Origin of the sequence: Sulfuricurvum sp. (assembly GCF_049587615.1) — a bacterium.
In the GTDB taxonomy this organism is placed as follows: domain Bacteria; phylum Campylobacterota; class Campylobacteria; order Campylobacterales; family Sulfurimonadaceae; genus Sulfuricurvum.
The window spans coordinates 145,271-157,732 of record NZ_JBAVEF010000013.1; the positions used below are offsets into that span (position 1 = coordinate 145,271).

The window sequence follows — 12,462 nt, forward strand, 5'->3', positions numbered from 1 at the left end:
AATCTCTCCCCCTTACGCCGTCAACTTAGCTAAGTTGGTAACGTTTTTTGAATTTGTCGATACGTCCGGCAGTGTCTACTTGACGCTCAGAACCGGTATAAAACGGGTGACATTCGCTGCAGATATCGACACGGATCGATTCTTTTGTACTGGTTGTTGTGAATGTGTTACCGCATGCGCAGCTAACTGAACATTCTACGACGTTCGGATGAAGATCTTTTTTCATAGTTTTGCCTTGTGATCGACGGCGTTGTACGTCGGTCTGTATAGTTTTATATCCGTACGGGGGCGGATAATTGGAGGCGAATTATAACGAAAAAATTCTTTTTTTACAATAACCGTGATGCTACCGCAACCGCCGCCGTTTCGGAACGCAATATCATAGGGGAAGAAAAGAGGCGAACACGATAATTGCCAAACAATTTACGCTCAGACTCATCAAATCCCCCTTCACAGCCTATCACGACCGTATCGACCGATTCATCCTTATTTAATGACGTTCCTCCAAAATCAAAGATCACCGCTTCGGGATTATTTTTTAAAAACGTACTAAGATTGGGAGATTCGGCTAATTCGATCAACGACGTCCGACCGCACTGCATAATCGAGCTCTCCATTATCCGCTTGAACCGCTCAAAATCGAGACGAAAATTTTGCTGAGAGCGACGGCAATGGATAAAGGTGATTTTGTTCACCCCCAGTTCGGTAAGCATCGGCAAGGTTTTCTCAATGGTTTTGGGATCCACCAAACACCATCCGATATGAAGCTTCCGTTCACTTTCACACGGTGCATGATGATGGCTCTGTAATGTAAAATAGCCGTTTCGTCCATCGCTACGCTCAAGAGAGTAGCGATACTCTTCACTCAAATGCTCACGCGAACGAAATGCGATAATATCCCCCGCTTTATGACGACGGACTTTGATGAGATATTTATAGTCATCCCCAGAAACACTCAGTTGTGCTGCTCCGGTTTCATCATGGAGAAGAAATTTCATAGTATCATCATCCAAATACTCATACTCACTAGCAATGCCATCTCAATTCCTAAAAAACGAAATGCTTTTTGTTTGTATTCACCGAATGCATCTTCTTGGGTTATATCGGTTTTACGTTTGAGCGTTTTGTACCGTTTGGCTTCGAGGATTATCATCACGATAGCGATCACAATCATAGCGATATTGGCAATGGTAAATTCCAAATGTTTAGCCGCCATCATCACCGCCCCCGTAAAAAGGATCAAAGCGATCAACGATCCTGAAATCGGCATCACGATCCTCATCCGCTTGCTGTAGCGGATAATATGATGGGAGAGGGACAACATGACGATGTTGAACACAACGACCCCCATCAATACAATCACTCCGAAATAGTGGATATTAAGTCCGGTTGTATACATAGCTTCCATAAAGGGGATTTTACCTTAAATTGCCTATAATGATCACCTATTTACCTTAAGGAGATGAAATGGCGATCAGTGTAGAAGAGGCACTCAATTTGGTTTATAAACTCGCATACCCCACTCAGATGGAAATTGTACCGATTGAAAATGCGATTCAACGCGTCCTCTACGAAAAAATCACCGCTGAACATTCTCTCCCCTCCTTTGATAATTCGGCGATGGACGGCTACGCGGTCCGCTGTGCAGATGCGGGAAAAACACTTCTACAATCCTGCGTCATTTTTGCCGGAAACGGAGATGAGATCCGTATGGTGGAAGATCAGTGCATTCGGATCATGACGGGAGCTAAAATCCCGCAAGGGTGCGAAGCTATCGTCCCCATTGAAGAGGTCACCCTCAACGAGGATCGCGTCACCTTGCCCTCTTTCATCAAACCGTCCCAACATATCCGCCTCAAAGGGGAAGATATTCAAGCGGGAATGACTTTGCTGGAGAAAGGGACCATGCTCCATGCGCATCATATCTCTTTACTGGCTTCACAGGGGATCACCCATGTTAAGCTCTACCGCCGTCCCCGCATTGCCCTCTTCTCTTCGGGCAATGAGCTTAAAATGCATTATGAAACATTGGGAGCCAATCAGCTCTATAACACTAACACCCCTACCTTTGCGGCACGTGCGCAAGAGCTCGGCTGTGATGTTATCTTTACCGGAACGGCGGTGGATACCCTAACATCGATCCAGGAACACATTCAGCGTGCACTCAATGCCGATTTGATCATTACTTCCGGCGGAGTGAGTGTCGGGGATGCCGATTTTACCAAAGAGGCGTTTCAAACACTCGGATTTGAGAGTGCGTTTGAATCGGTTGACATTAAACCCGGTAAGCCGACCACTTTCGGACGGATCGGCGATACCGTTATCCTGAATCTCCCCGGCAATCCTCTCGCGGCGGCACTCTGTTTCGAACTGTTCGGTCAAAGTGCCATCTTTTCGCTGAGCGGACGGTCGGATAAATATCTCAGCACCCTGACAACCTCTATGTCTGAACCTTTTACCATGAAAAAAGGGAGACGCTCTCTCATCCCCGGTTGGTATGACGGATCATCCTTTACCCCGAGTCCAAAATTCGGTCCGGGGATGGTATTACCCCTGTCGCGCGCGAACGCCTTTATGATGGTCGATGCGAGTGTAGAGGGATTTGAAAAAGGTTCTGTGGTAAAAATCATACCGACACGCTGGTCTATGAGCAGCGAACAACACGTCTCACTGATCACCCTCTAAGAACAAGGAAGGACCCGATGCACGAGAATTCAACGACACTGAGTATCCAAGTCGAAGGAAAGAACATGGTTATTGCCTATGTTCTGTGGTGGTTTTTAGGCTGGGCAGGGATTCACCGCTTTTATCTGGGTAAAATCCAAAGCGGAGCGATGCAGTTAGGGCTTTTTATCGTTGGATGGGCAACCGCAGTGGTCTTTGTCGGATTTTTATTTTTAGGGATATTGGGAATATGGTGGCTTTTGGATGCCTATTATGTTCAAAAATATGTGAATGAATACAATGCGCAAGCCGGGCTTGATGCCTCTACATTCACGTTTAATACACGGAAAAACGGCTCTGACTCCGACCTGCGCCAAAGTAATCTCGATGAACTCGAACGGCTGCATGAGCTTTTAGAAAAAGGGGTCATCACCCAAGCCGAATTTGATGCCAAAAAAGCGGTCTTGCTTTAAACCGTTTTTGGGTTGATAAAGATTTCAGAGGCAAGGACTTTTTCCCACAATTGCGGATCACTCCACCCTTGTCGTACTTCATCACTAAACAGTATCGACTCCAAAGCGATCCTCCCCATCATCTGTGAATAAGCATCTTCAGAAAAAGCTTGCGCATATCCCGTCTCGGTCTCATGGACGATGATACTGTGAAGCTTAACACCCTGCTCGCCGTTGATCATCCGCGTCGAACGCAAAAGCTGATCGATCATCAAAAAGATGACGCGGCTAAACTGTTCACACGAGGGAGAGACGGGTAACACCACCCATCGGTTTGAATGTTCTTTCATCGACGCAATATACGCCGCATCATCCCCATCCCAAATCGCAATGGCATGATCGAAGCTGTCAATCAGCTCTTTCATCCCCTGCTTCATCAAACCGAAATCGTACACCATCTGTCCATGATCGAGATACTGCGACTCAAACAGCACTTCGACTTTGTAGGAGTGTCCGTGAATCGAAGCGCGGCACCGCTGGGTTGAACATCCGCGAACGATATGGGCGTTTTCGAATTTAAAAAGTTTTCGGATTATCATGGTTAATTTCCTTCTTCTAATAACTTCAGCAATTCTTCTTTATTAGGGAGTATAGTCAAATATTTACTTGCATAAATCTGATTGTTATCTTTAGGTAATGTCATTTCAACCAGAACTTCACTCTTATCTTTGCACAATATAATTCCAATTGTCAAATTTTCATCTTCTGTTTTCTCAAATCGGTCAAAATAATTGACATACATCATCATTTGCCCAATATCTTGATGCTTCAACTCACCGATTTTTAGATCAATCACCACAAAAGATTTCAAAAGGCGATTATAAAAAACCAAATCTACTGCGAAATGCTTTTCATCAATAGTGATCCTTTTTTGCCGTGCTACAAATGTATACCCTTTGCCCAATTCCAATAAAAAATGTTCTAGCTTATCTATCAGTCTCGATTCAAGCTCATTTTCAGAATAACTCGTCTGGACCGGAAGACCGACAAATTCCAATACATAAGGATCTTTGATAATATCATTTACCGATTCGATCACATGACCTTGTATAGATAGTTCTTTTGCCTTCGATCTATCCAAACTGAGTTTTAACCGTTCATAGAGTCCGCTATCAAATTGCCGCTTCATTTCACGTAACGTCCAACTGTTCTGAACTGCTTCTATTTCGTAAAAATCTCTTTCATCAATATTTTCAATCCGTGTCAAAAAAATATAATGAGACCAACTCAGATTAAATTTCCTAGACGCTGTCTCGGATTTTTGAAAGGCAACATAAAATCGTCTCATGTTTTCTAGATTATCGACAGAAAATCCCTTACCGAACTCTTGTGTCAATTCATCTGATAACGTTTTTAAAATCGCTTTACCGTATTGTGCCCGTGATGCACCCTGCTGCTCTTCTTGGACGATTCGTTGACCGATTTCCCAATAGGTTTGAGTCATCGTCGTATTGATCGTATTGATTACATGGTGTCTCGCATGATGCAAAAGAGCTTTGATCTCATTATAAAAGGAAGAAAGCGCTTCAATAGTGCTCATTTTTTCAACGCCTGCATTAGTAATTTCGACATACCGTTAACTATCAATACGTCTACGAGGAAGAATAGATTACCTTCTCTATAGTTTGTATTATATCTCTTGATGCTTAGGAGGAAATCATTCCTTTGCATGTAGCAATTCTATTGGTGTTGAATTATTAGGCGAATTTTTAGTTTTATGTACTTTTATGATATCTATGACTTATTATCAGGACAGTTTTTGATTTTTCCCACTTCAGATGGGCTAAAATGACCAAATTTGACCAATCAGATTGATTTTTATTAAACGAAATAAGGCTTGAAAGTAGCTATTTTATGGGGATTAAGCCCTATGTTAGGACTTATGAAGATTAAACACCGTGGTTTTGATCCCAGATACGGATATGGAGACGATCCGAGTAGATAAATCCTCGGCGTTTACAAAACTCGATAACCGCTTCGCAGTTCGCTTCGATATGGGCTTTATCTCCCCCGAGCGGCATACAATAGACCGGCGTATAGGGGTGAGGGGCAATGATCGCATCGATTTCTGACTCGATATGACTCACCAAGGAGGGTTCATCGACCGTGAATTTGAAAAAGCTCTCTTTGGCCTGAGCGATAATCGCACTGTAGGCTTCGGGTTTGACCCGCCGCTCATACGGCTCACCGCTGTTTGAGAGTTTGACCGATAACGCATACGTTGCCTCACGGTAAAAAGGGTAGCGTTGAAAATCGGGAGCAATCGTCGCGTTGGTCTCAAAGGTTACACGATGCCCGTGCCCTACCAAATAGTCAATAAACTCGACAAAAATCGGCTCATTGGCATATATGAGAGGCTCGCCTCCGGTGAGGACAACATCGACATGAGGAGGCAATCGATAGCCGTTCATAATCCAAATAAGACTCTGAAGTTCTTCAATCTCCATCCATAACTCGCCGAATCCTTTGCGATCTACCGCATACACCGTATCGCATCCAAGAATTTCAGCTCCATTTGGGGCTCTCTCCGTGCATCCGAACCCTTCACACTTGAGATTACACCCCCCGAATCGAAAAAACAGTGACGGTACCCCCGTGTATTTACCTTCTCCTTGCACGGAGTAAAAATGTTCTACTAGATAGAGCATTCTCACCCCCCCGTTTCATAAAAGGCACGATTGGACTGCTCGGCATCCCCCTCGCTCCAACGGTTCTTCTCAGGCTTCGTACGAATAACCTCTTTCAAAACCAAGGCCGCCTCTTTGATATCCCCGCGCCGCACGGCGTCACGGATCGACATCGCTTCGTCAAAATAGAGGCACGGAATCAGATTTCCCTCGGCAGTGAGACGGATACGGTTGCATTTGGTGCAAAAATCGTCTTTATGGGGCTCGATGATTCCGAATTCATATCCGTCTTCGAGTTTATAGTAATGTGAAGGAGAATGGCCGTCAAACCCTTCATCACTATAGGGATAACGGCTACCGATAATACTGAGGAGTTCAGGACTCTGCATCCCTTTGATATTCACTTCGGCATGAACGTTTTCCATATATTCAATAAACCGAACGACCATACCGCGTGCTTTACAGTATTCCAGTACATCCAATACTTCACAGTCGTTGAGCCCTTTCATGGGAACCATGTTGACTTTGACTTTTAAACCTACCCGGAGGGCTTCTTCGACCCCTTCAAGTACCTGCCGCAAAACATCCTTTTTGGCAATCGTTTCGGCAATCTCAGGTTTCAGCGAATCAATCGAGACATTAATGCGGCGAAGGCCTGCATCGTAGAGTTTTTGAGCGGTACCCTTGAGCAAAAAAGCGTTGGTTGTCATCGCCAGATCGATATCATTTTTATAATCGTAAATCATTTTGATAAAGGTGTCGAGGTCTTCGCGCAGCAGCGGTTCACCGCCGGTAATACGGATTTTTTTAATCCCTTCGTCAATCGAAACTTTAATAAATTCAAATAACTCTTCAAAGCTCAGCAAATTCTCTTTAGGTACCCATGAAAACGGTTTTTCGGGCATACAATATTGACATCGGAAATTGCATCGCTCCGTTACAGAAACACGCAAGTAATCGACGGTTCTGCCATAACTATCTATTAACACTTCTGTCCTTGTGGGTATATACCATAAATGCGCGATAGTAGCGAAAAGTTGTTTGGAGTTTTATTTATTACGGGAATTAGAGAGAAAAAAGAGTTAAACTTGCCCCTTCTCGGGACAAGTGTGAATCAGAAAAAACCGTTAATGTACTTCTGACCAAATTTTGCGTTTCCACAAGTAAGCCAAAATCGCAAAAATCAAAGTATACAGCATTACCCATAGACCTACAGTTTCACGCTCGGCTTTTTTCGAATCGCCGATCTCTTCCATGTAGGTGATCACTTCTTCTTGTGCTTTTTCGGTCAAACCGACGCGAGGCATAGAAGTGCCGTGAAGCAACGCTTGGGGATCATTGATAAAGCTGTGCAAGTAATGCTCGCCACGACTTTTGATATACTGAGACAAATCCGGAGGCGTGGCACCCAAATAGGTTTTAAGATTATCTGCCGGCGTAGCCGCTTCAATCCCCGCATACTTCATACCGTGACAATGTCCGCACGCCGCTACGAACGTTGCTTTGTTTCCTTCTTTTCCTTCAACTACTTTTGGAGCAATCGATTGAAAATAGGCAACCATGTCCATGATCTCTTGAGGAGTCATCCAGTTATAGGCTGGCATTGGGAAAACTTTACCGCTTTCCGGCGTATATTTGTGCTCGACATGCATTGCAGTGACCGGATCAAAAATAAAGTTCGCCAAATAGTTTTTATCGTAGATACGACCTGCATTGCTTAAATCAGGTGGGACGACGCCGTACGATGCCCCCGCGTCAGCGTTAGGCATTGTTTGAGGATATCCACCCGCTTCGATTGCGTGACACGCAATACAGTTGGCTTCAACAAGCACTTTACCGTTTTCAACGTTGCCGGCAAGTGAGGTATCGACATTTTTCAATGTCTTAAAACTAAAATCTGCCGGAGCAACTTCCGGATGCATAATATGGTGCGCATACGGCTCAATCCCGTAATAGGTGATACCGACAAGAGCCATAATGACGGCTAAAATTTTAAACTCTTTCATTATTTGCCTCCCACTTTTTTGGCTTCTGCTTTGGTAACAAACGGCAATGCCGCGAACAGGACCAAGAACGTCATTGATGAAGCAAAACCTACCCATGCATTCGCACCGGTCGGAGGTAATTTACCATACACGGTCAACACGATCAAATCTACCATCAAGAACCAGAACCAATATTTGAAATACGGGCGTTGATTTGCCGGTTTTACCATCGGTGAACGATCCAACCACGGCATTACAAAGAAAATAGCATTTGCAATACCAAACGCGATCAAACCAAGGTCTTTACCGGAAACACCTGCGATTTCAAAGAAGAATCCGCGTAACACTTCGTAGCTCCACAAGAAATACCACTCAGGGTAGATATGTGCCGGAGTTTTAAGACCGTCTGCTTTATCAAAGTTTACCGGGTCCATCGCAAAGTTGTAATGGAAGAAAACCAAATAGAAAAAGAACAGCATAAAGAAACCGAGAACAAAGAAATCTTTTGACAAGAATACCGGCCAGAAAGGGACAACTTTAGACTCTTTTTTGTTTCCTGCAAGGTATTTTTCCGCTTCCTCATCAAAATCGAAAAATTCGCCTGCTTCATTGTTTACGTGTGGAAAACGGAGCGCGTAAAAATGAAATACAATCGCACCGATAATCAACAACGGGATCAACAATACATGAAGCATAAAGAAACGGGTCAATGTTGAATCGGATACATAGAAGTTACCGCGAATCCAAACCACAAGCTCATCACCGACAAACGGGATACCCCCGAAAATCTCGGTAATAACGTACGCTGCCCAATACGACATTTGCCCCCATGGAAGCATATATCCGCTGAATCCTTCTGCTGAGAAAAGGACGAATAACAACATACCCGATACCCAGATCATCTCGCGCCCTTTTTTATAAGAGCCGTAATAAATACCCGTAAACATATGGATATAAATGACCAGGAAAACAACCGAAGCACCGACCGCATGGATATGTCGGAATAACCAACCGTACGCAACTTCCTGCATAATGGTGTAATTAACACTGTCAAACGCCATATTGACATCGGGTTTGTAGTACATCAAAAGAAAAATTCCTGAAACGACCAAAAAGGTGAACAATACGGTCAGCAAAACCCCCATCGCCCACAAAAAGTTGATATTTTTCGGAATCCAATACTCTGTCATCATCACTTTTGCAAAGTTGACGACACCTAAACGCTGGTCAAACCACTCGAGCATCGAGTCTGCTTTTTTAAATTCTGCCATCACGATCCCCTTATGCTTTCGCCATCATTGCTTTGTATTCAGGACCTTCTTCACCCAAGACAAGCGTTACACCATCAAGTTTGAACGGAGGAATATCAAGCGGCCTTGGAGGAGGTCCGAATTTGTGAACACCGGCATCGGTGAATTCGCCACCGTGGCACGCACATTTAAAATCATGCTGATCCGCACGATAGGCAGGAATACAGCCAAGATGGGTACAAAGACCGATCATAACTGAAAAATAGTGATCGCCGATTTTGACATTACGTCCATCGGTCGGTTTCATATCTTCGGTGTATTTAAGGATAAACACCGGTTTACCCCGCCATACAGCGATTTCTAATTTATTGGCTTCTAGGCCTGACACGTCTACCGTTGTAAAACCGGCCGACATGACGCTCGGGAGTGGATCCCATGTCTTCTTCATCGCGATGAGCGAGGCGATTCCCCCTACAGCGGCGACTGCACCAAAGGCTTTACCGATAAACCCTCTTCTGCTTTCATCCATCATTGTCATCTCACTTAATTTGGAAATTTAACTACCCATAATAAGTTAAAAAGGTTTAAGTTTCTATAAATTTAAACTTTTCCTTATGAATTCAATTAATTTGTTGTTACTTTTTTCGATTGTGTGATAGTTATTTGATGAACTTGTACTTATCGCTTGCATAAGTATATCTTTTGTCATTTCCGTTACAATCGGAATGTTAAGGGATGTAAACAAAGGGAGAAAATCGGTCAGGTAATCGGTCCGTTGAATAAAAACAGGTTTGCCGCCTCCGGCAAGATTCTGAAGCACTGCCATCGGCGAAGCACTGAGTAATACCTCGCTGTGGCGAATCACCTCATCGTAGGCCTCACACTCATGGATAAGAGTAAAACTCTCTTTAAGAGCCTTTTCATATCCCAAGAAATGGTAAAAACCCATCAGCAGCTCCATATTAAACGGCTTGAATGCCTCCTGGTGTTTCTCCAAATCTTTTTCATAATCGTCATCACCGAAGAAGAGTGCCATAGGAATCGTTTTAGGAAGTGGCTCAAAGTAGCGTTCAGCAATAACCGTTGCATTACAAATCTCCTCACCGTCCAGATACGGAGAGATTAAAAACTCTTTATCGTGTTTGGTATCGGACGGATCGTCACTCATGCGGATAAAGGTGGAAAAAAAGCCCGTCATATCGTTCAAAAGGATTGGGTTAATCTCTGCAGAGTCAAAAATGATCTTATCCCCGTGATGGGCGATTTGGGGAATATTTCGTACCAAATCGACTCCGACAGAGCGTTTGATTCCGTATTCTTTCGCTTCCGCAGCGATTCGAAAATCGGAACAAAGAAGGGTAATGTCGATCTCTTTTTGAAGTTCATTGACGATGGCAACGGCACGGTGAAAACGATCCAGTCCGATACGGTGACCCGTATGGACGTAATAGAAATAGCGCATAATAAAGTTCCTTTAGTTTTTGCGTTGAGCCATTTTGATATAGATATGGAGAATATCAAGGGCAGCGGGGGTCATTCCGCTGATCTGTGATGCCGCTTGCAAGGTAGGAGGATTAAACGTATTAAGTTTGCTTACAATCTCGTTGGAAAGCCCTGAGACGGATGCAAAATCAAAATTCTCGGGGATGGCGATATGAAGCATTTTGCTCATCCGCTCGATATCGTCGCTTTGTTTCTCAACATAACGGGCGTATTTGGCTTCGATCAAAATCTGTTCTTGGATATACAGATCAAGCTCTGCGAAACTTGGTATAAGTTTCGTCAACTTATCAAGCTCGAAACTCTTACGTGAAACAAGCTGTGTGGCAGTAAGTTTGTCGGTGATATGTTCCTCGTCGATAGAAGCCAAAAATGCTAAAAACTCTTTGTTCGGGGTATAGATCGTCTCTTCAAGAAGTTTCAACCCTTCTGCAATTTGAGAGCGTTTTGTCTCGATCTGCTCCATTTGCTGATCGCTGATCAAACCAAGGGCATGACCGTAGCGACCTAAGCGTAAATCGGCCGTCTCTTCACGCAGCAGCAATCGATACTCGGCGCGGGAGGTAAACATCCGATACGGTTCCTTTGTCCCCTTGGTCACCAAGTCATCGATCAACACACCGATGTAGGCTTCATCACGGCGCAAAATCAACGGCTCTTTACCTTGCAGTGAAAGCGCGGCATTGATCCCTGCCATCATCCCCTGAGCCGCCGCCTCTTCATATCCCGTTGTTCCGTTGAGCTGTCCGGCGCAATAAAGATTTTTGACCTTTTTTGTCTCCAATGTGTGTTTGAGCTCAGTCGGATCGACGTAATCGTACTCGATTGCATAACCGTAACGGACAATTTTCGCATTCTCCATCCCGTGCACCGAATGGATCATAGAGCGCTGTACATCGGGCGGAAGGGAGGTGGACATTCCATTGATGTAGCACTCCGTGTTCTCCGCCGTTTGCGGCTCGATAAAGAGGTGGTGACGCTCTTTGTCACGGAACCGGTTGATCTTATCTTCGATACTCGGACAGTAGCGCGGCCCTACCCCCTCAATCTGTCCCGTAAAAAGAGGTGCTCGATGAAAGTTCCCCTCGATCAGGCTGTGGGTCTCTTCGTTCGTATAGGCAATGTAGCACGGGAGCTGCTTTTTGGTCCGTGCAAACTCTTCGCGGTCGGTGCGGAAGCTGAACGGATTGGGCAATTCATCGCCGTCTTGAATCTCCATGACCGAGAAATCGATCGAGGAGCTATCGACGCGGGGGCAGGTTCCCGTTTTGAGCCGTCCAACGTTGAGCCCTGCTTCGCGGAGGGAATCGGTGAGCCCTTTTGCGGCAAATTCTCCAAAACGTCCCGCCTCTTGGGTAATTTCTCCGATATGCACTACTCCGTTAAGGAAGGTCCCCGTTGTGAGGATAACCCGCGCAGCACGATACTCGTTGAGCAGATGGGTACGTACACCGACAACCGCCCCTTCTTCAATCATCAGCGACGTAACCGTCTCCTGGATCAACGACATATTCGGGGTTGTGAGGATGGTGTTACGGGCAATAACGCGGTAACGGTCCATATCAATCTGGGCACGGCTTCCCCGAACGGCGGGCCCTTTCGTGATATTGAGGATACGAAACTGGATACCCGCCTCATCGGTCAAAAGTCCCATCTCTCCGCCGAGTGCATCGAGTTCGCGCACCAAATGCCCTTTCGCCAAACCGCCGACGGCAGGGTTACAGCTTGTCGCCCCTACCTGCTCGGCCAATATGGAGACCATAAGAGTATTGTGCCCCATACGTGCAGAGGCGAGTGCGGCTTCGATTCCGGCGTGTCCTCCGCCGACTACGATTACGTCATATGTCATAATTGCTTCTTTACATAGATTATTAATGCAATTATAGCTTCCCTTGTTGAAACCTATAAAAACTCCAAGGCAAAA

At 45.0% G+C, this 12,462-nt stretch carries 14 protein-coding genes; 2 read left to right on the top strand and 12 right to left on the bottom strand.

The window, feature by feature from the left end; translation table 11 throughout:
• Positions 1-25: 25 nt before the first annotated feature.
• From rpmE to WB308_RS02010, 3 genes are all read right to left on the bottom strand, one after another.
• The gene (gene rpmE / locus WB308_RS02000; RefSeq protein ID WP_424188464.1) at positions 26-226 is read right to left on the bottom strand and encodes a 50S ribosomal protein L31; all 201 of its coding nucleotides are present in this window, start codon (positions 224-226) and stop codon (positions 26-28) included.
• Between the two features lie 103 nt (positions 227-329).
• Entirely contained in the window at positions 330-998 is a 669-nt protein-coding gene (locus WB308_RS02005) for a 16S rRNA (uracil(1498)-N(3))-methyltransferase (RefSeq protein WP_424188466.1), read from the bottom strand.
• Positions 995-1,408, bottom strand: coding sequence for a hypothetical protein (locus WB308_RS02010; RefSeq protein ID WP_424188468.1), 414 nt, complete (start codon positions 1,406-1,408; stop codon positions 995-997). Before WB308_RS02010 ends, WB308_RS02005 begins: the two co-directional genes overlap by 4 nt.
• Positions 1,409-1,467: 59 nt before the next feature.
• Here WB308_RS02010 and glp point away from each other — a divergent pair, with 59 nt between their 5' ends.
• Together glp and WB308_RS02020 are read left to right on the top strand one after the other, a co-directional pair.
• Entirely contained in the window at positions 1,468-2,685 is a 1,218-nt protein-coding gene (gene glp / locus WB308_RS02015; protein ID WP_424188470.1) for a gephyrin-like molybdotransferase Glp, read from the top strand.
• 17 nt (positions 2,686-2,702) lie between these two features.
• On the top strand, positions 2,703-3,137 hold the full coding sequence (locus WB308_RS02020; RefSeq protein WP_424188472.1) for an NINE protein: 435 nt from the start codon (positions 2,703-2,705) through the stop codon (positions 3,135-3,137).
• Here the strand turns inward: WB308_RS02020 and WB308_RS02025 are convergent.
• The 9 genes from WB308_RS02025 to mnmG form a co-directional block, all read right to left on the bottom strand.
• The gene (locus WB308_RS02025; protein ID WP_424188474.1) at positions 3,134-3,715 is read right to left on the bottom strand and encodes a 6-pyruvoyl trahydropterin synthase family protein; all 582 of its coding nucleotides are present in this window, start codon (positions 3,713-3,715) and stop codon (positions 3,134-3,136) included. The two genes, WB308_RS02020 and WB308_RS02025, sit on opposite strands and share 4 nt — an antisense overlap.
• A gap of 2 nt (positions 3,716-3,717) precedes the next feature.
• Positions 3,718-4,716, bottom strand: coding sequence for a PDDEXK nuclease domain-containing protein (locus WB308_RS02030; RefSeq protein WP_424188476.1), 999 nt, complete (start codon positions 4,714-4,716; stop codon positions 3,718-3,720).
• Positions 4,717-5,065: 349 nt separating this feature from the next.
• Positions 5,066-5,824, bottom strand: coding sequence for a 7-carboxy-7-deazaguanine synthase QueE (locus WB308_RS02035; RefSeq protein ID WP_424188478.1), 759 nt, complete (start codon positions 5,822-5,824; stop codon positions 5,066-5,068).
• Between the two features lie 2 nt (positions 5,825-5,826).
• The gene (moaA, locus tag WB308_RS02040; RefSeq protein ID WP_424188480.1) at positions 5,827-6,792 is read right to left on the bottom strand and encodes a GTP 3',8-cyclase MoaA; all 966 of its coding nucleotides are present in this window, start codon (positions 6,790-6,792) and stop codon (positions 5,827-5,829) included.
• Positions 6,793-6,930: 138 nt separating this feature from the next.
• Positions 6,931-7,809: a c-type cytochrome gene (locus WB308_RS02045; protein WP_424188482.1), complete on the bottom strand. Its 879-nt coding sequence runs from the start codon at positions 7,807-7,809 to the stop codon at positions 6,931-6,933.
• The gene (locus WB308_RS02050; RefSeq protein ID WP_424188484.1) at positions 7,809-9,059 is read right to left on the bottom strand and encodes a cytochrome b; all 1,251 of its coding nucleotides are present in this window, start codon (positions 9,057-9,059) and stop codon (positions 7,809-7,811) included. The genes WB308_RS02045 and WB308_RS02050 overlap by 1 nt, the downstream gene beginning before the upstream one ends.
• 10 nt (positions 9,060-9,069) lie before the next feature.
• Positions 9,070-9,570 carry a Rieske 2Fe-2S domain-containing protein gene (locus WB308_RS02055; protein WP_424188486.1) on the bottom strand — a complete coding sequence of 167 codons (501 nt, stop codon included), beginning with the start codon at positions 9,568-9,570 and terminating at the stop codon, positions 9,070-9,072.
• Positions 9,571-9,630: 60 nt separating this feature from the next.
• Positions 9,631-10,500, bottom strand: a complete 870-nt coding sequence (locus WB308_RS02060; RefSeq protein WP_424188488.1) for a hypothetical protein — start codon at positions 10,498-10,500, stop codon at positions 9,631-9,633.
• A gap of 12 nt (positions 10,501-10,512) precedes the next feature.
• On the bottom strand, positions 10,513-12,387 hold the full coding sequence (gene mnmG, locus WB308_RS02065) for a tRNA uridine-5-carboxymethylaminomethyl(34) synthesis enzyme MnmG (RefSeq protein ID WP_424188490.1): 1,875 nt from the start codon (positions 12,385-12,387) through the stop codon (positions 10,513-10,515).
• Between the last annotated feature and the right edge of the window lie 75 nt (positions 12,388-12,462).